23 protein-coding genes are annotated in these 20,360 nt (G+C 58.0%); 13 read left to right on the forward strand and 10 right to left on the reverse strand.

Annotation, left to right across the window (positions count from 1 at the left end):
• Positions 1–5: 5 nt before the first annotated feature.
• The gene (locus C934_RS35905) at positions 6–329 is read left to right on the forward strand and encodes an NAD-binding protein (protein WP_245268018.1); all 324 of its coding nucleotides are present in this window, start codon (positions 6–8) and stop codon (positions 327–329) included.
• Between the two features lie 272 nt (positions 330–601).
• On the opposite strand, the gene C934_RS35910 is transcribed toward C934_RS35905, so the two are convergent.
• From C934_RS35910 to C934_RS0126475, 3 genes are all read right to left on the reverse strand, one after another.
• The gene (locus C934_RS35910; RefSeq protein WP_018859567.1) at positions 602–883 is read right to left on the reverse strand and encodes a hypothetical protein; all 282 of its coding nucleotides are present in this window, start codon (positions 881–883) and stop codon (positions 602–604) included.
• A gap of 9 nt (positions 884–892) precedes the next feature.
• Positions 893–1,192 carry a DUF982 domain-containing protein gene (locus C934_RS0126470; RefSeq protein WP_018859568.1) on the reverse strand — a complete coding sequence of 100 codons (300 nt, stop codon included), beginning with the start codon at positions 1,190–1,192 and terminating at the stop codon, positions 893–895.
• 69 nt (positions 1,193–1,261) lie between these two features.
• Positions 1,262–1,738 carry an Hsp20 family protein gene (locus tag C934_RS0126475; protein ID WP_018859569.1) on the reverse strand — a complete coding sequence of 159 codons (477 nt, stop codon included), beginning with the start codon at positions 1,736–1,738 and terminating at the stop codon, positions 1,262–1,264.
• Positions 1,739–2,718: 980 nt separating this feature from the next.
• Here C934_RS0126475 and groES point away from each other — a divergent pair.
• The 3 genes from groES to C934_RS32615 are packed head-to-tail and all read left to right on the forward strand — an operon-like array spanning position 2,719 to position 5,012.
• Positions 2,719–3,033 (forward strand): co-chaperone GroES, encoded by a 315-nt coding sequence (groES, locus tag C934_RS0126480; protein WP_026372104.1) that lies wholly within the window; start codon positions 2,719–2,721, stop codon positions 3,031–3,033.
• Between the two features lie 41 nt (positions 3,034–3,074).
• Entirely contained in the window at positions 3,075–4,703 is a 1,629-nt protein-coding gene (gene groL, locus C934_RS0126485) for a chaperonin GroEL (RefSeq protein WP_018859571.1), read from the forward strand.
• A 51-nt stretch (positions 4,704–4,754) separates the two neighbouring features.
• A complete protein-coding gene (locus C934_RS32615; RefSeq protein ID WP_018859572.1) occupies positions 4,755–5,012 on the forward strand; it encodes a hypothetical protein in 258 nt (85 codons plus the stop codon).
• Positions 5,013–5,598: 586 nt separating this feature from the next.
• On the opposite strand, the gene C934_RS0126495 is transcribed toward C934_RS32615, so the two are convergent.
• A complete protein-coding gene (locus C934_RS0126495) occupies positions 5,599–5,802 on the reverse strand; it encodes a cold-shock protein (RefSeq protein ID WP_018859573.1) in 204 nt (67 codons plus the stop codon).
• A gap of 139 nt (positions 5,803–5,941) precedes the next feature.
• Here C934_RS0126495 and C934_RS32620 point away from each other — a divergent pair, with 139 nt between their 5' ends.
• The 3 genes from C934_RS32620 (at position 5,942) to C934_RS0126515 (ending at position 9,234) form a co-directional block, all read left to right on the forward strand.
• The gene (locus C934_RS32620; protein WP_018859574.1) at positions 5,942–6,121 is read left to right on the forward strand and encodes a hypothetical protein; all 180 of its coding nucleotides are present in this window, start codon (positions 5,942–5,944) and stop codon (positions 6,119–6,121) included.
• Between the two features lie 553 nt (positions 6,122–6,674).
• Complete coding sequence (locus C934_RS0126510) at positions 6,675–8,006, forward strand: phenylacetate--CoA ligase family protein (protein WP_245268016.1); 1,332 nt, start codon at positions 6,675–6,677, stop codon at positions 8,004–8,006.
• Between the two features lie 316 nt (positions 8,007–8,322).
• Positions 8,323–9,234, forward strand: a complete 912-nt coding sequence (locus C934_RS0126515; RefSeq protein WP_018859577.1) for an acetamidase/formamidase family protein — start codon at positions 8,323–8,325, stop codon at positions 9,232–9,234.
• 177 nt (positions 9,235–9,411) lie between these two features.
• Here C934_RS0126515 and C934_RS0126520 read toward each other — a convergent pair whose 3' ends face one another.
• Positions 9,412–10,581, reverse strand: a complete 1,170-nt coding sequence (locus tag C934_RS0126520; RefSeq protein ID WP_018859578.1) for a trans-sulfuration enzyme family protein — start codon at positions 10,579–10,581, stop codon at positions 9,412–9,414.
• 105 nt (positions 10,582–10,686) lie between these two features.
• On the opposite strand from C934_RS0126520, the gene C934_RS0126525 reads away from it, so the two are divergent.
• The gene (locus tag C934_RS0126525; RefSeq protein WP_037090468.1) at positions 10,687–11,574 is read left to right on the forward strand and encodes a LysR substrate-binding domain-containing protein; all 888 of its coding nucleotides are present in this window, start codon (positions 10,687–10,689) and stop codon (positions 11,572–11,574) included.
• A gap of 1,008 nt (positions 11,575–12,582) precedes the next feature.
• Positions 12,583–12,813, forward strand: coding sequence for a DUF6894 family protein (locus tag C934_RS32625; protein ID WP_018859580.1), 231 nt, complete (start codon positions 12,583–12,585; stop codon positions 12,811–12,813).
• Positions 12,814–12,837: 24 nt separating this feature from the next.
• On the opposite strand, the gene C934_RS0126535 is transcribed toward C934_RS32625, so the two are convergent.
• A complete protein-coding gene (locus C934_RS0126535) occupies positions 12,838–13,566 on the reverse strand; it encodes a Crp/Fnr family transcriptional regulator (RefSeq protein WP_018859581.1) in 729 nt (242 codons plus the stop codon).
• 128 nt (positions 13,567–13,694) lie between these two features.
• Between C934_RS0126535 and C934_RS32630 the strand changes: the two genes are divergently transcribed.
• A complete protein-coding gene (locus C934_RS32630; protein ID WP_018859582.1) occupies positions 13,695–14,084 on the forward strand; it encodes a response regulator in 390 nt (129 codons plus the stop codon).
• 293 nt (positions 14,085–14,377) lie between these two features.
• Positions 14,378–14,626, forward strand: a complete 249-nt coding sequence (locus C934_RS34160; RefSeq protein WP_156828801.1) for a hypothetical protein — start codon at positions 14,378–14,380, stop codon at positions 14,624–14,626.
• Between the two features lie 709 nt (positions 14,627–15,335).
• On the opposite strand, the gene C934_RS0126550 is transcribed toward C934_RS34160, so the two are convergent.
• The gene (locus C934_RS0126550; RefSeq protein WP_018859584.1) at positions 15,336–16,241 is read right to left on the reverse strand and encodes a LysR family transcriptional regulator; all 906 of its coding nucleotides are present in this window, start codon (positions 16,239–16,241) and stop codon (positions 15,336–15,338) included.
• 106 nt (positions 16,242–16,347) lie between these two features.
• Between C934_RS0126550 and C934_RS0126555 the strand changes: the two genes are divergently transcribed.
• A complete protein-coding gene (locus C934_RS0126555; RefSeq protein WP_018859585.1) occupies positions 16,348–17,466 on the forward strand; it encodes a Gfo/Idh/MocA family protein in 1,119 nt (372 codons plus the stop codon).
• A 147-nt stretch (positions 17,467–17,613) separates the two neighbouring features.
• On the opposite strand, the gene C934_RS0126560 is transcribed toward C934_RS0126555, so the two are convergent.
• Complete coding sequence (locus tag C934_RS0126560; RefSeq protein ID WP_018859586.1) at positions 17,614–17,976, reverse strand: response regulator; 363 nt, start codon at positions 17,974–17,976, stop codon at positions 17,614–17,616.
• The gene (locus C934_RS0126565; RefSeq protein ID WP_018859587.1) at positions 17,973–19,658 is read right to left on the reverse strand and encodes a sensor histidine kinase; all 1,686 of its coding nucleotides are present in this window, start codon (positions 19,656–19,658) and stop codon (positions 17,973–17,975) included. The genes C934_RS0126560 and C934_RS0126565 overlap by 4 nt, the downstream gene beginning before the upstream one ends.
• A 148-nt stretch (positions 19,659–19,806) precedes the next feature.
• Between C934_RS0126565 and C934_RS35305 the strand changes: the two genes are divergently transcribed.
• Positions 19,807–20,052 (forward strand): hypothetical protein, encoded by a 246-nt coding sequence (locus C934_RS35305; protein WP_018859588.1) that lies wholly within the window; start codon positions 19,807–19,809, stop codon positions 20,050–20,052.
• 12 nt (positions 20,053–20,064) lie between these two features.
• Here C934_RS35305 and C934_RS33320 read toward each other — a convergent pair whose 3' ends face one another.
• Complete coding sequence (locus C934_RS33320) at positions 20,065–20,256, reverse strand: hypothetical protein (RefSeq protein WP_018859589.1); 192 nt, start codon at positions 20,254–20,256, stop codon at positions 20,065–20,067.
• Positions 20,257–20,360 lie beyond the last annotated feature (104 nt).

Raw genomic sequence — 20,360 nt, forward strand, 5'->3', positions numbered from 1 at the left:
GCCAAATGGCGAAGCTCTGTAACAACGCTCTTACAGTCTCGAACCTGCGTAACATTGTCGAGGTGTTCGGGATGGCCGAGAAGCTGGGCATCTCCCTCGCGGGCCTCCGCGACGCGTTCGATCACAGCAGCGGCGGAAGCTTCATTCTGCAGGCTCTGGGTACCAAGGTGACGGTGGGCAATGCAGCACATATCGCCCAGCTGAACCGGGTGGACGTCGACGAATTCGCGGAAGCGATGCGCCGAAAAGGCATCGATCCGACGGCGGTCCAGGAATGGGCGATCAAAGGCTCCGACGGACTGGAGGCGCTGGTCCAGCGTCTGCAGTAAGAGATCCTGGCCGGAAAGCGGCGGACCTCCGTCCGTTCGTCGGTGAGGTCATAGACGGCGTGGCTTCCCGCGGGCCATGTCCTTGCACTCGACACCGAGGCGATCGCCGTCGCTCGTAGAGCTTTGCGCCTAAGGCCCGTTCGCGAGCTGGCGTCAATAAGCGTGGCAGCACTCCGCGAGGAGAGCGTGGCGGCGACGAACAGCGCTCGCTTGATCAAGCCATCAAGCGGCTGGGGAAGTCGAGGAGACAGACGGCCCGAGAGCGTCGTCTGTCAGGTGGCGTAGCGCCGATCGAGTTCTCGGAGGGCAGACTGAACCTCATCGATCGAAACTGGCTCCGGTGTTCCTGGAACATGACGGAGGGACGGTTTCGAATCGATCGCGTAAAAGTCCGAAGCCCATGCCGCGAGGATCGTTCGCTTATCGTCGACAGAAAGTGCTGGCGCCCTTACCACATCGATTGGCCGTCGAAACAGCAACCCTTGGGGTGCTAGAACTGTTGGCCCGATCGCCATGGCATTGCTGGCAGCCAGTTCCAACATCTTGTCCATCATCGATTTACCTCAGCGTATGTGCGGATCCCTGTCCCGGCGCAGGCGAGACGCAACGAGGACGTTGGTTTCCGGCGCCAGCAGATCGTGCCTTTCAGCAAAGGCGGTAAACAGGCCGCGAGCGGTCTCCGCTTCGATTTCACCGCGCAGCGCAGCTCCGCAGGCCTTAAGCGCAACGGAGTGCGCGTTATCTCTGAACGCCTCCGGCCACTCGACGAGATGCCTGTAGGCATCCATCGCGCTGCGAACCTCCGCCGGAAAGCCGAGGCCGACAAGAATAGAAACAGGCTCTTTGAACATATCGGGTTTCATTACGCTCTCCTTCCCAACCCGCGATGTTGACGGGCGCCGCCACCGCGACGCCCTCCTTGAGGGTTCTGCTTAAGCCGCCTTCTGCGCTTCGATCTGCGCGGGAGAAGCCGACGGCTCAACACTTGAAGCGGTCTCGATGGCGATTTTTCGCGGCTTCATTTCCTCCGGGACCTCACGAACGAGATCCACGGAAAGCAAACCGTTCTTGAGATCCGCTCCGTCCACCCTGACATGGTCGGCGAGCTCGAACCGGTGTTCGAACGGCCGGCCGGCTATGCCGCGATGAAGGTAGGCTTCGGCAGCCGCCTCCTGCTTCTTGCCGGTCACGGTCAGAAGGTTGGACTGGAATGTTATGTCGAGATCGTCCTGGACGAAACCTGCCACCGCTATCAAGATCCGATAGCTGTCATCGCCAGTCTTGACAATGTCATAGGGCGGCCAGTCGTTGATCGAGCGGGCTCGCTGAGCATTTTCGAGAAGATTGAAGACCCGATCAAAACCGACGCTGGACCGGAACAGCGGTGCATAGTCGTAGGATGTTGCCATAGCCATATCCTCCTTGAAGCAACATGGGTACGAAGCGTCGAAAGACGGCGCTACCAGCAAGGCCAGCCCTATCCTCAGCGGCTGGCGGATATCGATTTGGTTTTTGAGAATTTCGGATTCAAGAGCTGCGCCTGAGAAAAATTTGCGTGTTTCAGTCCTGGCGAACCGCTCAATCGAGCTCATAGCTTGCAGCTATACTCTGTATCGCGCAGGCCTTCACATAAAGCAGGCGCAGAAAGCAGGCGCAGATTGCCGCCGTCGGCCCCGCCACGGAATTTCAAAGCCGACAATCAAACGTGGGCGGCGCAGAAAGACACCGTTGCTCTTCAACGGCACATTCAGCGATCCAGTCGTCAGGCCATCTCTGGTGCTCCGATGCCGCAGCCATTGAAATCCTCCTCGATGGCGACTGTTCACTATCATACACCCCCAGCGAAACCCAGACCGGCGGGATTTGTCCGTATCAGATATTACGGGACGTGCTTGTATTCTCCCCGAGCGGAGTGCCCTTATCGACGATGTGTGGGTTCGGATATATTCGAAACTTGGCCGCCCGCCGCCGAACACGCGGGGCTCTTTTCCACACCGACATCCGAAGTTTCGCACGCTCGCATGACCGTCATAGGTGTGAGGAAGCATGGGCGGTTGAATTCAACCTGACCGGTTGGTCGCGATCCGATCTGACGCTCCAGATCCGATGACAATCGCGTGCTTCGTCTCCGTTTCGCAACAGTCTGAAGGTGGCGCAAATTTTTTCCGCCATCAACGAATTTTTGAACGCTCAAGTCGAGGTTCGTGTTTCTTTCCAGCAGGTTAGCAAGGATTGCTGATTTTCTTGTATTGACCTCTTGAAATCGAAAAACCGCCAAACCAGATCATTTCGCGCAAAACGCTCGATAGAGGATTTGCACCCGCCCGGACTGGTCATCTGGTCCGGCAAGGGGAACAACGTCATCATTGTTTGTCCATCGGAGGAAAACATGTCGTTCCGACCGCTTCATGATCGCATTCTTGTCCGCCGGGTTGAGTCCGAAGAGAAAACCAAGGGCGGCATCATCATTCCAGATACCGCCAAGGAAAAACCGCAGGAAGGCGAGGTCATCGCCGTCGGACCCGGCGCGCGTAACGATGCCGGCCAGATTCAGGCGCTCGACGTCAAGGCCGGTGATCGCATCCTGTTCGGCAAGTGGTCCGGCACCGAGATCAAGATCAACGGCGAGGATCTGCTGATCATGAAAGAAAGCGATGTCATGGGCATCATCGAAGCCCGGGCAGAGCAGAAGCAGGCCGCCTGAGACCGACCATCAGATTAGCTGCCTATTGAGGAGTTAAAGAAATGGCTGCGAAAGAAGTCAAGTTCCACACCGATGCCCGTGAACGCATGCTGCGTGGGGTCGATGTGCTTGCCAATGCTGTGAAGGTGACGCTTGGCCCGAAAGGCCGCAACGTCGTTATCGAGAAGTCCTTCGGCGCGCCGCGCATAACCAAGGACGGCGTTTCGGTCGCCAAGGAAATCGAGCTCGAGGACAAGTTCGAGAACATGGGCGCCCAGATGCTGCGCGAGGTGGCATCGAAGACCAACGATCTCGCTGGCGACGGCACAACGACCGCGACCGTGCTTGCCCAGGCAATCGTCAAGGAAGGCGCCAAGGCGGTGGCGTCGGGCATGAACCCGATGGACCTGAAGCGCGGCATCGACATTGCCGTCGACGCCGTGGTCAAGGAACTGAAGACCAACGCGCGCAAGATCTCCAACAATTCGGAGATCGCCCAGGTCGGTACGATTTCGGCCAATGGCGACGAAGAGATCGGTCGTTATCTTGCCGAGGCAATGGAAAAGGTTGGCAATGAAGGCGTCATCACCGTCGAGGAAGCCAAGACGGCCGAAACCGAGCTCGAAGTCGTCGAAGGCATGCAGTTCGATCGCGGCTATCTGAGCCCTTACTTCGTCACCAATGCCGAGAAGATGCGCGTCGAGTTCGAGGATCCTTACATCCTCATCCACGAGAAGAAGCTTTCCAACCTCCAGTCCATGCTTGGGGTCCTTGAAGCCGTCGTGCAGTCGGGCAAGGCGCTTCTCATCATCGCTGAGGACGTCGAAGGCGAGGCTCTCGCGACCCTCGTCGTCAACAAGTTGCGTGGTGGCCTGAAGATCGCCGCCGTCAAGGCACCGGGCTTCGGCGATCGGCGCAAGGCTATGCTGGAAGATATCGCTATCCTGACCGGCGGCACGGTCATTTCCGAAGACCTCGGCATCAAACTGGAGAACGTGACGCTGAACATGCTTGGGCGTGCCAAAAGGGTCGCGATCGAGAAAGAGAACACGACGATCATCGATGGCGTCGGTTCCAGGGCCGAGATCGACAGCCGCGTTGCGCAGATCCGCGCGCAGATCGAGGAAACCACCTCCGACTATGACCGCGAAAAACTGCAGGAACGTCTCGCCAAGCTCGCCGGCGGCGTTGCCGTCATCCGCGTCGGTGGCTCGACGGAAGTCGAAGTCAAGGAAAAGAAGGACCGTGTCGACGACGCGTTGCATGCGACCCGCGCGGCGGTTGAGGAAGGCATTCTGCCGGGCGGTGGCGTGGCACTGCTGCGGGCCATTAAGGCGCTCGACAATCTTGATGTGGCAAACCCGGACCAGCGTGTCGGAGTCGACATCGTCCGACGTGCGATCGAGGCCCCTGTCCGTCAGATCGCCGAGAATGCCGGCGCAGAAGGTTCGATCATCGTCGGCAAGCTGCGCGAGAAGTCCGACTTCTCCTACGGATGGAACGCCCAGACCGGAGAGTATGGTGATCTCTACGCACAGGGCGTCATTGACCCGGCCAAGGTCGTACGCACCGCGCTTCAGGATGCAGCCTCCGTTGCCGGCTTGCTGGTGACGACGGAAGCCATGATCGCCGAAAAACCTAAGAAGGAAGCCGCTCCGGCGATCCCCGCTGGCGCCGACATGGACTTCTAGGTGGATCAGCCAGGCCCGCCCGTGTCGGGCGGGCCGTTCCCGGAGTGCGAAATGAATCCGACGTCTTTGCGAACAAAGGAGGAGGCGCGTTTGTGCGCGAGTATCGTCAAGGAAATCTCCCAGACAAGGGGAGTTTCCAAGGACCCGGTCGCTATCGGAAAGTTAACCGTGCTGGTGGCGCGGCTCTTCAACAGCGGGCTGCGCGAACGCGATGATCTTATGTCAGCCGCCATGCGATCATCCGATTTGCAGGGTGACCTGATGCATACAGATACCGGAATGCGCACGTCGTCAAATAGCAAAGAATGAAAGGCGAGGCGCGCTGGCGACCTGCAAACTGGAATTTTTTGGAGGCCACCAGCCGCCGGGGCTCACAACCATCAAGCAAGGAAAGTATTTTGTGCAGGAAATAACAGGGGCTCGATGACGCTTTTCTTCTGGACGGGTGGCCGAAGGAACAGCGCGATCTCCCTCAGGGTCTGCCGAGATGCCGCGGCGGGCACCTATCACGTGCGGTTCGAATCTCCACCGGTCCACCATCATTTCCAGAGTTTTCGTCGTGCCTGGCCGTTTCGCCGGCGTTTGTGGGCGGCGGATCGAAATCTTTACCGGCACCGTCCGTCATCTTTAGTAGCCGCTCGCGCTATGGCCGGCAGGGAGGATGGAGCGGAATGCTTTGCTTCCTTATGAAACCGCACTAACCAGCTCGGCCTTCGACCGCCCGAAATCAAGATGTCTTCGATATCGACCGCCGTACAGGTGGCGCTTCCAATGATTTGCCACCTGTTTCCGGCGTGGCCGAGGGAGCAAGGCAAATCAGCGGATGAGCTTCGGTCGAAACTATCCTCCATGAAACCCGCGCGATCGCGGGCTTCATGGAGCGTCGGCCGATTAATTAGACAACCGAAACATTCTCAGCCTTGGATTTGCCGGTCTTGCGGTCCTGTCCGACCTCATAGCTGACCTTGTCGCCTTCACGCAGAGAACTGCCGCGTACCAACGCGGAGACGTGGACGAACACGTCCTGGCCGCCGTTGTCGGGAGTGATAAACCCGAAGCCCTTGTCGTCGTTGAAGAATTTTACCGTTCCAGTCGCCATGTAACCTATTTCCGTGTGGTTCTGCGGATTCGCAACACGAACCTATCGTGAGCGAGACTGCTCATCAATCGCCAACGCCCCGTTTTTTAGCACTGGAGGACGGCCGCGTGGAAAATAACTTCGGCCACGAATGGCGACTATGCAGACGTTTGACCGCATTCTCGGGGAATGGCGCGTATGCAGGCGTCCTCCGAACAGTGCCCATGCACAAGCAAAAGCCAAGACACTCGTCGATTGGTTCGAATTCGGGGTGCGCGGCGAGGATGATCTGGCAAGGGTCATCAGGGATGACATCCAGCTTGCGGACGTCCCGCGTTAGGGGGAGTGGCTTCCGCGGTCTTATCAGAGTATGCCTACGAGCGCCATAAAAAGCGGGGACGCCAATTTGGAATGGGTCTCAATCGGCGTTTTGGGTCAAATCGCGCCTGCCCGACCTGGTGTACACTCCGCTGAGAATTGAGCTGCCTGTAAGGTTCACGATGTCCTGGAGTTCAGCGTCGGCATTTGCTCCCCTGGGATTGATCTTACGCGAAAGCGGCTCGAGGGTTGTCAGCCCGCACAAGAACGCAGACGTCGTGCCTTTGAATGATTGGCTCATGACGATGGTGAGGAATGGGTTATTGCAGTCAGGCTTTGCGTCGACGCGATAAGGGGCCATGGAAGCGCATAGCGACCTTCTCCGTGGCTACGGGAGATGCCGCCTGAAGTCGGGCGTCCGGGCTAAGCTACTTACCCCACATGACACCAATTTCCATGCTACAATGATTTTCAACGTGAAAACGGTCTAAGCCCTAAAAAAAGAGAGCTGTGTTTTTGCGATGTCGCCGATTCAACAGCCTTCCACATTGGACGCGGATATTCTCCGAGGGCATTTGGCAAAGATTGTCAGTCGCTGTACTTGGCCAAGGGAACGATTGCTTGCGCTTCAGAGCGAGCGGCTGAAAGCCACACTGCGACATGCAGCGGCGGCGTCTCAATATTATCGAGAATTTATTGGCGACCTCGTTGCCCGCAAGGCTCCGCTCGAGGAGTTTCCCGTTCTCACCAAGCGTCTGCTGATGCAAAACTTCGATCGGATCGTCACGGACGCGCGTTTGAGCCGGAAACTCGTTGAGGACCACCTGGGTGGAGACGATCCTGGCTCTCCGTTGCTCGGGGAGTATCGGGTGGCCGCCACAGGGGGCACGACCGGAGAGAAAGGCCTAGCGGTCTTCGACGGACCTGCCTGGCTTGACGCGATCGGCAACACCCTGCGATTTCAAAAAATAGTCGGCATCGACGAGACCACTAAAAGCATAGCGATCTTCGCATCGTCTGCCGTCCACATTTCCCATCGCATTGGAACCGAGCTACGCGCCTTCCGGCCACCTGCGCCCAAGTTAAACGTCCTGATGCGAATTGAAGATATCGTGGAGACCCTCAACAACCACCAACCCGAGGTCATTTCCACCTACCCTTCCTTTGTTCGCGTGCTGGCAAAAGAAGAGGCTGCCGGTCGCCTTCGGATCGGGCCAAGGCTTGTGCGAACTAGCGCAGAGACGCTGACAATAGACGTCAGGGAGATTGTCACGGCAGCGTGGGGAGCTACCGTCGCTAATAGCTACACATGTACCGAAGCGGGAGCGATGGGCCACGAATGTCTCCTCGCATCCGGGCTTCATTTGGCGGAAGATGCCTTCCTGTTCGAAGTGGTGAATGCAGACAATCGCCGGGTTCCGAACGGTACCGCCGGGGCGAAGCTCCTTGTGACGACCCTCACCAATCGGGCGCTGCCACTAATTCGATACGAAATCTCAGACATCGTGACGTTGGCCACGGAACCCTGCAGATGCGGCCTGCCCTTTTGGCGCATTGCCTCCATCGACGGGCGTCGGGAAGAGGTCCTTCAATTCGTGGGTCGTGAGGGCGAAACGATCGACGTTCATGCGCATCGTCTCCGTTCACTGCTAACTGGCGCTAAAGGTGTCCGGCAATTCCAGTTTTGCCAGCTGCTCGATGGTCTCGAGATTACAATCTCAGTGTTTCCGGAATTCGACCGCGAAACCGTTGCTTCCGAGGTGGAGATGGCAGTGCGCTCAACTCTGGAGACAGTTGGCGCGAGACCCGAACGCGTTGCGGTTCGCACGGTTGATCTGATCGCACGCTCAGGTTCTGGAGCGAAGGAAAAGCTGGTGATCCGAGAAAACGAACCTGGAAAACAGTAGCCCCATTTCATCAATGGAAAACATGAGGACGAACCTGCCTTTGGTCGAGGCCTTTAGCCCAAACGAACTCATCTCCGCTGTTGGCCGCGCTGTTTCCGGCGCATTGAGACCCTTTTGCTGATCAGGCGCACATCCGCTCTGGGCATTCCAGCGCTCAGTGGCAATATCTCCATTTAACCCTCTTGTTCCTCTGGTCGGGAGACGTTTCGCGCTCGCTGTTGCTCGCCTTGGCAGTTCTCGCTGGCAAATGCCCGCCTCGCGTTACAGAGTGGTCCAACGCAGACTCGCCTGCCCTAGAAAAAAAGCGGACACATCGATGACAACGCATCGCTTCACCCCGACCTCCTACCACAACGTCATCGGAACTATGCCGGCCGCCCTTCGGATTGCCGACGGCGACACTGTCGTCACACGGACGATCGATGCTGCCGGGTATGATTGCGAAGGCATACAGCGCGCATCCGGACCAAATCCAATGAACGGTCCAATCTTCATTGAAGGGGCAGAGCCGGGGGACGCGCTCAAGGTAGAGATTTTAAGAATGGTGCCTACGCGGGATTCCGGCTTCACGCGCAGTGTTCTAGCAGGCAACGTGGTCGATCCAGAGACCGTACGAGACCTACCCAGGCCGGAAAAAACACTGTGGACGATTGATCGTGAGAATTCCACTGTTCGCCTGTCCGAGCCGGTCAGCGGACTTCATGGTCTTACCCTGCCCGTCGACCCGATGATTGGGTGTTTCGGTGTCGCTCCGAGCTTGGGACAGGCGATCTCGACTGCGACGAGTGGCGAGTATGGCGGCAACATGGACTATCGCCGGTTTGGTCCAGGTTCTACTGTTTGGTTTCCGGTCTTCGTTTCGGGCGCATTGTTCTTCCTCGGCGACTGCCACGCTATCCAAGGCGACGGCGAAATTGTCGGGACCGGGGTCGAGACGACGTTCGAGATCACAGTGCGCTTGTCGGTGGATAAGAGGCGGCGAATTTCATGGCCCCGCGCAGAGACGGCCGATGACATCATAACAGTTGGCAACGCGCGGCCGCTCGATCAGGCGCTACAGCACGCGACGACGGAGATGCTTGATTTGCTGAAAACAGATTATGGCCTGACAAAGGTTGCCGCTAGCCACCTGCTTGGCCAAGTCGTTCGCTATGACGTGGGCAATGTGTTCGACCCTGCATTTACTGTTGCCTGCAGGGTAGCAAAGAAGTGGCTGCCAGTTCGCTGAATTGCTTTTGGCTGTGACTAACGAAGCTCGCTGAGTAGCGATCGCGTGCAACAGCTTTCTGCATCCGAGCCCTTGCAGGGTCGGCATTGCCGGCCGATTGGTCGAAGGGCGCAATGCACCCTGCTGGCCTCTGGGTAAAGTCTTGCCGCCGCCAGCGACGAATGACGTCTCCGATTGTTACGCTCTCGCAGATATCTCTGCGAGCAGCGCCTCGATGTCGGCTTGGAGGTCTTGGGCATCCTCCAAGCCGACGCTGAGTCTAAGAACCAGGTCATCTCCGCTCCACGCCGTGGCGGAGCGATTGGCTTTAACAGACATCGGCGCGGCCAAGCTCCTCGTGCCGCCCCAGGAAGCGCCAATGGCGAAGGTCTTGAGCACGTCGAGCGCCGGGACGACATGCTGCGCCACACCTGGCTTGAACACAACGCTGAACACCCCGCTTGCTCCGAGAAAATCTCGCTTCCAGATGCTGTGGCCAGGATGGCTCGGCAGGGCGGGATGCAGCACCCGATCGACCACATCGGCTCTTTCGATGATGTCGATGAGCTGCATCGCACCGCTAAAAGCGTGGTGCATCCGGACGCCCAATGTCTCGAAACCGCGCAACACCAACGAGGCATCATCGGCTGAGACCCCGATCCCAAATCTGCCAAGAGTAGACCGGATCGGAGCAATAAGGCTCTCGTCTTTGACGCTCAGCGAACCCATCAAAAGATCGGAGTGGCCGGAGACATATTTCGTCAGCGCCTCCGTCACGATGTCGACTCCCAGTGTCAGAGGTTTGTAGTTCAGTGGCGTCGCCCAGGTGTTGTCGCAGGCAACCAGCGATCCATGCCGATGGGCGATCTCCGAAATGGCTGGCAGGTCCTGGACTTCCATCGTGGTAGAACCGGGGGACTCGCACCAGACGATCTTCGTCCGGTCATCGATCAACCGATCCAAGTCGTCGATGTTGGCTGGATCATAATAGGCCACCTCGACGTCGAAACGGGCGAGATCGGCATTCGCGAAGTCACGCACAGGAGGGTATGCGGTATCGGCAATAAGGACTTTGTCGCCGGAGGTGAGAAATGGGAGCATTGTAATGGCGTTTGCTGCCTGTCCCGAAGGGACGAGAAACGTCCTGACGCCATGCTCAAGCGCCGTCAGTTTGGCTTCGAGTGCTCTGGTGGTTGGGGTGCCATAAAGGCCATAGCTGTAGCCATCCGGTCCACGCTTGCCACGGCTTGCATATGCTTCGGCGTTTTCAAACACGATTGTCGATGCCCGATGGACGGCCACGCCCAACGATGCAAATCCGTCCGTGTTGACATCAGGTGTCAGGACGCACTGCGTGAGGTCGTTCATTCCAATACTCCCTGCTGTCTCTCATTTGATGAGCGATTACAGCATTGACTGGCCCATTCCGTCCAATACTAAGATCGACGTGCGCTATTCGTCAGGGTTATGGTTATGAACATTCGACAGGTCGAGATTTTCCACGCCGTTATGACCAATGGTACGGCCTCGCGGGCGGCCGACGTCCTGCGGATTTCCCAACCCGCCGTCAGCAAGACCATTCAGGAGCTTGAACGGGAAATCGGTTTTCTCCTGTTCCATCGCGTAAAGGGTAGAATGACGCCCACGTCTGAGGGTCGCCTCTTCTTCCGGGAGGTGGAGCAATCTTTTTCCGGTCTTATCCATTTGCGCAGCGCGGCCGCCCGAATTCGCGATTTCGGCTCTGGCGAGATCAAGGTCGCCAGCCTCTCGGCTCTCAGCACGAACATTGTCCCGAAAGCGCTTCGTGGCTTCCAGCAGCGGCATCCTAACGTTGCCATCACGTTTCAGGCGCAGATGTCGTCGGTGGTCAAGGACTTGATCGCGGGAGGCCAGTTCGATGTCGGACTGGCCGCCGACGAGATCGAAATTGCTGGCGTGGAGGCAACGCCGTTTTCTCGCTTCCGGGCAGCAATCGCACTGCCAAGCGACCATCCGCTCGAAAGGAAGGAAATCATCGAGCCCACCGACCTGGATGGTCAGCCATTCATTGCCCTCGCGCCCGAGGACACCACCAGGCGGCAGTTGGACACGATCCTGTTGCAGGCGAATGCACAGCCGAAGGTGGTTTTAGAGACGCCCTATTCGACGACGATATGTGCGATGGTTCAGGCAGGACTGGGTGTCGGCCTCGTGAACCCCCTGACAGCGGAGCCGTATGTAGGAAAGGGCCTGACGCTAAGGCCTTTTCGTCAGGGAGTGTTTTTCAGGACGCTATTACTGCTACCGCCTAACCGTCGGCCAGCGCTTATCGTCTGCGACTTCATTGAAGAGCTAACGGCGTTCTCGAAATTTGAGGACTGAATTGACCTGCGTTTTCCCGATCGGCACGTCCATATCATTGCCTCTACCGCCACCCCGAATGCCCTTTCTAAATGCGCATACCTTGCACTGAGTCATGAATGGACCGGAGACCACCGATGAGTTGCTCTCTGAACTCGCAGAAACGACCGTGCATGCGAAAGCCGCCTGACGATAACGACGCGTGCGTTGCCGTTAGAAGATGGCAACCACGCCATCGGGTATAGCTGTCAAATTTGTTTGCGATCGCGGAGAGAGTACTTCATTGTCCTCGATGGTTGTGTTTGCCCCTTCGAAACGAGTTTTCGCCTGAACTATAACCAACCATTTTCTTAACATTCGTGAGCTGTTGGGCGGTTGAGGGGAGCACAAATCTGATAGAATCCATGGCGGTGGCCATCGCCTCCGAGTTCCCGTCTTCCTTAAACCTTCTTATTACTGAGGATGCCCGATTAAGCGTGTTTCTAAGATCGTCGATAACGCTCTCTGCGCATACGGAGACAACCGCGCGTTCCAAGGCGGTGGCAATTCTAACGTTTTTGCGAGCTCGACGACTTGCCAAAGGCAACCTCCAATCGCACCACATTAGCTTTATCTTATATTATTAGGTGTCCCCTACTGGGAGACAATACTCTCCATGCGAGCGAAGAGTAGCATCCACAAGTTACTTCGCCGAAAATGCGCTCAGCCGCCTTCGCTGCTCCGGCCTCGTCCCTGGAATTCGTTCAATTTGACTGCCGTCGGGTTCTGAGAGGACTGGCTGGCCGGCCACGGCTACCCGCTGGCCCCCTTGAAGGAACGCGAGCCACTAGCCGACCGGCTGGCAAACCGCCAATCGCGGTCATAGCTCCGCGAGCGCCGTCCGCCAAGAGTATCTGTATCGACTTAACCTTTTTAGTGGCTAAGCCCGCACGAAAGTGACTAAGTAGATCATCATCGGCATCCTTTTTGGCCAGTCCGTGACAGAGAGATTCTATGGGCTCCCGCCAAAATGCAGGGAGAACCGCTATCATGGCGCAGTATTACTTTCACGTTATGAATGGCCAAGCCGTTATGGACGATACGGGAATGGACCTGGCCAACATGGAACTGGTTCGGACGGAAGCGATCCGCGCCGCTGGACAAATGCTGAGCGATGGGGATCACTCGTGGAAAGGCCAACAGTGGCAGATGATAGTAACCGATGCATTTAACACAATCGTCTTTGGCGTGAGCTTCTCGGTGGATCGCCACGGTCTCTAGGGTTTTGCTGCAGAACCCACACGCTCAAGCACCCTCAGGGGATGGCCATTGAAGGTGAAGGTACGCGGGATCAAAGCCCGAATATTCTTTTAAGCGATGCACGTCGCGGATAACAATGCGGTTGTCTTTCATCGTTACCAGACCAGCCTCGCGCAGTTCCTTCAGGCTTCTGTTCACGTGGACAACGGACAACCCCATGGTGTCGCTAAGTTCCGTCTGGGTGATAGGAAGTTCGAAAGAGCCGTCGGTCACCAGGCCCACCGCGTTCATCCGCACATGCAGTTCACAGAAGAGATGAGATATGCGATGCGGAGCCGAGCGCTGCCCGAGGTTCACGAGCCACTCCCGCAGCGTGGCCTCGTCGACCAGCGAGCACATCCACAGTGCACGCGTAAGAGTAGGCCGCCGGTCTGTCAACTCTATGATGCTGCTTGGAGGGAGCTGAACGACCTGGCATGCGCTCAGAGTTGCGACGCTGTGGTCCATCGTCTTTAGAAGGGCGACCTGGAAATCGCAGAAGTCCCCGGGGATCAAGTAGGCGAAAATTTGCCTTCGTCCCTCTGGCGTGAGCTTGTAACGCATAGCAAAGCCTTCGAGGATGAGATGTACATTGTCGGGTTTGTCGCCTTCTCTGATCAGATCGTGGTCAGCGCTGACATAGTCCGTCCTACTGGTTAGCGAAAGCAGCCATGCGCGGTCGTCGTCGTTCAGGCGTTCAAAGGCACTGAGCTTGCGGATGAACGCGTTCGACACGGCGCACTACGTCCTCTCTGGATATGCTCGAGGCAGGGCGGTGGCGCTGCCAACGCGCATTCAAAAATACGCCGGTTATTAACCTATGTGAACGCACAGTAGTCAAACGAGTACTAAACTTGCGGACCATGGAACAGCTAAAAACCAGGTCTGTTCTTCTTCTGGAGGACGAGCCAATTATTGCGATGGATGTAAAATACTGGCTACGAGACGCCGGTTTCGAGATCGCAGGTTCTTTTTGCTCATACGTCAACGCATTGGAATGGCTGAAATCCGAGGAAGCCAACGCTGATATCGCAGTACTCGACATCGTCCTCCGGGACCGAGATTGTCTTTCGGTCGCCCAAATCCTTCAGGAGCGTGGTATCCCGTTCATTGTAGATGCGGCAGGTACCAATGATCCTGACTTTCACAATCCCGTGTTCGCAAATAGCAAGTGGCTTTCAAAGCCAAGCGATCTGGTTGATGTGGTCACAAAAACTCTGCTCACACATCGCCAGGCCCTGACGTCAGCTTAGATATCTCGATGGCAGCTTTGGTCCCCCAGTCATTGCGAAACGAGAAGTTCCGGAGTGGCACAGATATTTTGTTGTACTACCTTGAGTTGAAAAGGAGAGCCCGATGACAACACTCAATCCCGAGGAGTTTCAACTGCTGTCTAGAGCTGTTGTTCTTTGGTATCGCCACTATAATGTATCTCCAGTCGAGCACCGCTCTGCGATGCTCTGCCGAGAAGCAGTCGACCTGTTTCGATCTGGGTACGACACTTCCGAGGAAATTGCCGACGTCCTTATCGACAGATACGGAGAGGGTGATTTTCATCGCCTTGCAAGGCCAAGCCTCATTTTCAACTAATCGGATGTTTGGCGTTGAATTTCTTGCTTCTCCTGAGCTTGAGCCAACGGTGTTGCACGCAGAGGTATTCATACAGTGGTTTGCGCTTGATGAGGCTGTAAAACAGGCAAGTCTGCCGGGACTGAAAGAGTTGCTGGCAAACTCGCGCGACAAGGCGGACACACAGCGTAAATGCAAGTTCTTCAGTGAAGGCGCAGTGGTATGAGAGCTGTCGGCATCCGATGACCGCAATTGGCCCCAAAAGAAACCTCATCGCCCCAGCCTTCACGAAAACGCCGGCCTCAGCCGCTTAACCCCTCATTCGAGGGAAATAGTAATCCCTGGCCATGGGATACTTTGGGCAATCTCACTCGTTGTCGTGGGCACAGCCGGGTCAAAGACCCTTTTCGTGAGCATGGCCGTCACGGGAATACTGGCCGTCCTTGTTCAGGTACGTGTCGGCTATGCCGCGGCCATCGCAACGGTTGGTCAGCGGGCAAGGTCATCGGCTCGTTATTGAGCGGCATCGTGACAGGTATTCTTGGAGCAGTCGCCGGTCGTTGCTGACCTCGGCGGCTGGCGAGCCGTGTCTGCGCTGCTCACCCGGTTGATGGTCGGCTTCGTCTTATGGACGCTGCCTTGACTGCCCGTCGGGGAGTATCAGAGGGCTAGCATGGTCTTTTTTAATCTGTCGGCAGCGCGATCGGGGCTGCAGCGACTACTCGGGCTTATGCCCACTACGGTTGGTCGGGCGTTTCCCGGTTGGGAGCAGCTTTCAGCGCGAGTGCGCTTGCGTTATGGGCGGCCAATCTAGGCTCGACGAAGGTGGGCGGGTAGTATTACCTCTTTCGTTGGATGCGGCGATGAGGTCTTTCGCCCGCCAGCGGCCATTAACATTCGCCCGCATACTCTTGAAACACTGTGCAGTCGTTGCGTTATCGAAGCCAGTTTCGATCGCCCTCGCTGGATGACAATCGAAGAGCTAGATCCGGATTCCCGGAAACGGCGTCCACCACGAAGTCCATCACGGCGCGTACCGCAGGAGTTTTGCGTAGGTCGCTGTGAACCAACAGCCATATGTCGCGTGCGAAGTATGGGGCGCGCTCGTCAATCCGAACGAGATCAGGGTCGCGTTCCCCGATAAAACAAGGCAGACCGGCAACTCCCACCCCAGCCCGCACAGCGACTAAGTGCTCGCTCGAGTAGGTCAGTTCGCAAACGACCGAGCGCCCGTTTGCAATGCCGAGCAGCCACGATTGTGCCGGCGAATCAGCAAAAGTCTGGTCCCAGGTTATGAACTCCCACCGTTCGGGTGTGGCGAGATGCGCATAGGATCGGTGCGCATAGAGGCCGAACGCCATTACACCGATCTTCCGAGTCACGCTGCTCGTTTCATCCGGCCTGATGAACCGTACAGCGACATCAGCCTCGCGACGACTGAGGGAAACCCGATGCGCTTCCGCGGAAAGCGAGAGCCGAATATTGGGATACTCCTCCCTGAACCGCGCGAGACGCTCGGTCAGCAGATGTGTGGCGAGCACTGGCGGGGCGCTGAGCGTGATCCGGCCAGCAAGCGGGGCATGAGCGGCTTTCGCCAAACGGGCGATGCCATCAGCCGCGGCCTCCATCTCCACGGCCCGCTCCAATACCTGCCTGCCTAGGACGGTGAGACGGCAGGATCGTGGCATGCGATCCACCAGCTTCACGTCGAGCGCAGTCTCCAGCGCGGCAAGCCGCCGGCTCACTGTCGCATGGTCCACTTTTATTTCGCGAGCCGCGCCGGACAGCGTACCGTTCTCAGCAACGGCAAGGAAATGCCGTACGTCTTCCCAATCGACCATCTGTGCAAAATCTCCAGGATCACCCGCACATATACCGAATTTTCGCAGCGAGCGCATCCATGCACTGTTGGGGCATTAGAAATCAATTAAACGGAGATGGAACACCATGACAGGACAACGGCTCAAGATTGGCATCATTGGCGTGCAACCTGGAAGAAGCTGGGCTGCGCGTGCTCACATCCCCGCCTTGCGCGCCCTTGCCGGCACGTTTGACATCGTCGGGATTGCCAATTCCACGGCGGCAAGTGGTCAAGCCGCCGCAGCCGAAATCGGGGTCGCGAAGGCCTTCGACGGCGTTGCCGATTTGATCGTTGCTCCCGAGGTTGACATCGTCACTGTGGCGGTGAAGGTACCGCCGCATTTCGAGATCGTGAAAGCTGCGATCGAAGCCGGCAAACATGTGTACTGCGAATGGCCGCTCGGCAATGGCTTGGCCGAGGCGCGAGAAATGGCTTCGCTCGCCAAGGCAAAAGGAGTCCTGGGCGTGGTCGGAACTCAGGCGCGCGTCGCGCCGGAGATCGAGTATTTGAGACATCTGATCGCCGACGGCTTTGTCGGCGAGGTGCTGTCGATCACTTTGGTCGCGCGGGGCGGCTCGGCACTGGGCGGAGGCAGTATTCCCGACCGGAAGACCTACGGATATCTGCTGGATCGCGCCAATGGCGCAACTCTGCTGACGATCGCCGTCGGGCATACGCTGGCGGCGTTAAGGGATGTCGTAGGCAACCTCGCTGAAGTGTCTGCAGTAATGGCGACACGCCGACCCACGGCGACGGCAGTCGATACCGGCGAAATGCTGCCTGTATCGGCACCCGACCAGGTGCTGGTAAGCGGGGTCTTGGCCAGCGGCGCTCCCATCTCCATACATTACCGCGGCGGCGCGCCGCGCGACGACGACGGATTGTTTTGGGAAATCCACGGGACGGAAGGCGATATACGGGTTTCAGGCTCCTCTGGTCATACGCAAATGGTGCGGCTTTCCCTCATGGGTGCACGCCAAGGAGAGACGGAGTTCCGTGCATTGGAGGTTCCCGCCCGACACCGCCCCGGCTGGCCGGAGGACGTGGAGGCTGGGAATGTCGCACGTCTCTACGCCAGAATGGCCGAGGATCTGCGGCACGGCACTCGTACCGCGCCAAGCTTCGAGGACGCGGTCGAAGTGCATCGCGTTATTGAGGCCATCGAAAGTGCAGCCGAAAGCGGGCGTCGCGTCGTGCTGACCTGATGGAAAATCCGAGAGAAAGGTGGGGGACTTGTTGTCGGAAGCGCGTAGCTCATCCGGCAGCAAGCAGAATGACCGCGATCGCGGTGGAGACCAGGACACGATTTCATGATCGTTTCCCTGTCAGCGGACCGTGGCTAAGCGGTTCGTTCAGGCCACCATCCTTGTCAGGGCCTCGGTCATCGTGCGTGCGTCATATGGCTTCGCAATGAAGACCCCACCTGCCGGGATCTGGTCCGCCGAAGGTTGCCGTTTTCCAGAGACGATCACAATCTTGATCGGCGGCCACCTGTCGCGGACAGCGGCAGCGAACACCAAGCCGTCCATGCTGCCGGGCATGTCGATGTCGGTCAGGACAATCACGATGTCATCAGTGTTTTCGAGGAGGAGAATGGCATCGTCGGCATTGCTTGCTTCAAGCGCCTCAAATCCGCCGTCCTCGACGACGTCAACCGTCATCATCATGATGAGCGGTTCGTCCTCGACGATCAGTACCTTCGCCTTGTTTCTCACGTGCCCTGCTCCGCTACCCCATCCGCCGAAACTTGCGAAAGGGACTCTAGTTCCCCGGCAGCGAACGAAAGTTCGAAGACCAATCCCTCGGAGAGATAGTCCGACCGGGAGACTGATCGCGCTTTCGACGGGAAGGCTCGCTCGATCAGAACTGAACCGAAGCCCTTTCGGGCAGGCGCGTCGACAGCGGGACCGCCGCTCTCGGTCCAAGTGAGGTCCAGACGTTCGCGCTCCTTGCGCCAGACGATCGAGACCTTCCCCGTCTCGCTGGAGAGGCTTCCGTATTTGGTGGCGTTGGTTGCCAACTCGTGGACCACGAGCGACAGCGGTAGCGCGAGATCCGCGGGAAGGACGACGTCCGGTCCATCGACGCGAATTCGCTCGCAACCACCGTCGAGATGGGCTTCCATTGCGGCCGCAATGACTTCACGCACCGACGACGACGTTGTCTCCTTGGACAGCAGTAGGTCATAGGTCCGAGCGAGCGCCGTCACGCGCGCCGAGAATGAGTGATAGCGTTCGGGTTCGACCTTCGAGAACGTCTGCCTGGATATCGCCTGCACGAGCGTGAAGCCGTTCTTGACGCGGTGCGTGAGCTCCCTCATCAACAGAGCACGCTCGTCCACTCCACGCTCGGTTTCAAGCCGGCGACGGTCAAGCTCATCCAGCAGGCCGTCGAGCGTCGCCCCGACTGCGGACAGCTCGTCAGGCCCTCTCATGCCGGTTCGTGCCTTCGTCTCGCCGTTGCGCCATCGGTCCATTGTCGCCGCGATGCGCTCGATCGGCGCAAGCAGGAACCTATTGCCAATCAAGAACGCGGCGAGGAACGCAAGCAGCACTCCCCCGACAATGCCAAGCGCGCTTGCGAGAGTCGACCGGTTAATCTGATCGAAGGCCTCCTTCTTTGAGAAGCCTGCACTGACATAAAGCGGGCTGCCCGGCAGAGCGATCGGGCGGTATCCGAGGATCCGCTCGGTACCATCTTGGCTCGTGACATCGATTACGCCAGGCTCGTCGGCATGAATGAGCGACTGGAATTCATCCGGAATGACGGTGCCGACGAACCGTTCGGGAAACGGCACCCGTGCAAGGATCGTCCCCTTTCCATCAGCTATCGCCACGGCATTGCCGGGGGAGACGCCGCGCTCGGTGATCCTGTTCTGAAGCCAGTCCAGCCGGACGCCGGTGACCACGACCCCCTTTAGATTGTCACCTTCCATCAACGGCATTGCGATCGGCAACACGGCCGTATCCGAGATCCTGCTCATCGTGTACGTGCCAACCACCGTCTGCCGAGAAACGATGACGCCCTTGAAATAGTCTCGGTCTGCGAACGTCATTCCGGCGTTTATCGGCTGACTGCCGCAGATCGGGCTTCCCTTCGGATCGAGGACGAAGATCGTTCTGACGTTCGGAACGTTTTCCGCCACCGACTTCAGGCTTTCGCTGCAGCTTGCGGCGTCGAGGTGACGAACGGCGGGCATGGCGGAGACAGAGACGAGCATGGCACGGACGCCTTCGATGATCCGCTCGACCTCCGACGAAGCCTCACGAGCGGCTTGCGCGGCGTTCGCTCTAACCTCCTCGTTTCGCTGCGCACGAAGCGCGAACTCGTTGTACACGAGCATCGCGACAACAGGAGCGAGGGCCGCCGCTGCGACCGCTACAAGCTTCAGCTTCATGTATCCCCCAGAACTCCAAGCTAAGGTCGTAGCATGGCCGCGAAATCTTGGCTATCCGGTGAGTTTTGTCCCGCAACGCTCGGATGTGGCGGAACAAACTGGCGTCGCAATCATTTCGCCGCCAGAAAATATAAGGGAGCTAGGAAAGATGCATTCAGATCGTCATTTTGAACGCCGGCGAGCGTTGCGTGGCAACGCGTACACGCTTGAGGAGTTTCGAAGCCGATACGGCCTGCATCAGGACGTGGCCGAGAGTCTGTTTTATCGCTTCGGCCCATCATCGATCGAACTGGACATTTTGATGGCCGCGAAGAAGCGCGTGCCGTCGATCCACGTGATTACGAAGGAAATGGGACGGTACGACGCCGACACCTCCGCGCGATTGTCCGACTGAGGTGCATCTTCCTCAGAAGTAGGTGGAGCCCGAGGCCTCTCGCCACCGCTTGATCATGTCGGCATCGCTAAGATGCTTCGTCTCTATCGCGGCAACAGTGTCGCTGCCGAACGGCATGCGGACGGGCGGTTGAGCGACGTCGGAGAAGGCCACGACCTGCTGGGCGAACCTTTCGGGGTCGCCGGGCTGATTGTGGTTCAGCAACGACGCGCGCTCGCGAACCGCGCGGCGGTCTCATCATAGTCGGGGATCCCATTGGTGCTCGACGCCAATGAGTTGCGATCGAGGAAGTCCGTCCGGAAGGTAGC

The sequence above is a fragment of the Rhizobium sp. 42MFCr.1 genome (assembly GCF_000377185.1).
GTDB lineage: Bacteria > Pseudomonadota > Alphaproteobacteria > Rhizobiales > Rhizobiaceae > Rhizobium > Rhizobium altiplani.

What these genes read in the sequence shown, in the direction of transcription:
- C934_RS32620 (WP_018859574.1), top strand. Translation starts at nt 5,942, where the DNA reads ATGCAGACGTTTGACCGCATTCTCGGGGAATGGCGCGTATGCAGGCGT.
- C934_RS0126565 (WP_018859587.1), bottom strand. Translation starts at nt 19,658, where the DNA reads ATGAAGCTGAAGCTTGTAGCGGTCGCAGCGGCGGCCCTCGCTCCTGTT.
- groES (WP_026372104.1), top strand. Translation starts at nt 2,719, where the DNA reads ATGTCGTTCCGACCGCTTCATGATCGCATTCTTGTCCGCCGGGTTGAG.
- C934_RS0126520 (WP_018859578.1), bottom strand. Translation starts at nt 10,581, where the DNA reads ATGAACGACCTCACGCAGTGCGTCCTGACACCTGATGTCAACACGGAC.
- C934_RS32615 (WP_018859572.1), top strand. Translation starts at nt 4,755, where the DNA reads ATGAATCCGACGTCTTTGCGAACAAAGGAGGAGGCGCGTTTGTGCGCG.
- C934_RS0126470 (WP_018859568.1), bottom strand. Translation starts at nt 1,192, where the DNA reads ATGAAACCCGATATGTTCAAAGAGCCTGTTTCTATTCTTGTCGGCCTC.
- C934_RS35905 (WP_245268018.1), top strand. Translation starts at nt 6, where the DNA reads ATGGCGAAGCTCTGTAACAACGCTCTTACAGTCTCGAACCTGCGTAAC.
- C934_RS0126550 (WP_018859584.1), bottom strand. Translation starts at nt 16,241, where the DNA reads ATGGTCGATTGGGAAGACGTACGGCATTTCCTTGCCGTTGCTGAGAAC.
- C934_RS0126555 (WP_018859585.1), top strand. Translation starts at nt 16,348, where the DNA reads ATGACAGGACAACGGCTCAAGATTGGCATCATTGGCGTGCAACCTGGA.
- C934_RS0126525 (WP_037090468.1), top strand. Translation starts at nt 10,687, where the DNA reads ATGAACATTCGACAGGTCGAGATTTTCCACGCCGTTATGACCAATGGT.
- C934_RS0126515 (WP_018859577.1), top strand. Translation starts at nt 8,323, where the DNA reads ATGACAACGCATCGCTTCACCCCGACCTCCTACCACAACGTCATCGGA.
- C934_RS32630 (WP_018859582.1), top strand. Translation starts at nt 13,695, where the DNA reads ATGGAACAGCTAAAAACCAGGTCTGTTCTTCTTCTGGAGGACGAGCCA.
- C934_RS35910 (WP_018859567.1), bottom strand. Translation starts at nt 883, where the DNA reads ATGATGGACAAGATGTTGGAACTGGCTGCCAGCAATGCCATGGCGATC.
- groL (WP_018859571.1), top strand. Translation starts at nt 3,075, where the DNA reads ATGGCTGCGAAAGAAGTCAAGTTCCACACCGATGCCCGTGAACGCATG.
- C934_RS0126495 (WP_018859573.1), bottom strand. Translation starts at nt 5,802, where the DNA reads ATGGCGACTGGAACGGTAAAATTCTTCAACGACGACAAGGGCTTCGGG.
- C934_RS35305 (WP_018859588.1), top strand. Translation starts at nt 19,807, where the DNA reads ATGCATTCAGATCGTCATTTTGAACGCCGGCGAGCGTTGCGTGGCAAC.
- C934_RS0126475 (WP_018859569.1), bottom strand. Translation starts at nt 1,738, where the DNA reads ATGGCAACATCCTACGACTATGCACCGCTGTTCCGGTCCAGCGTCGGT.
- C934_RS32625 (WP_018859580.1), top strand. Translation starts at nt 12,583, where the DNA reads ATGGCGCAGTATTACTTTCACGTTATGAATGGCCAAGCCGTTATGGAC.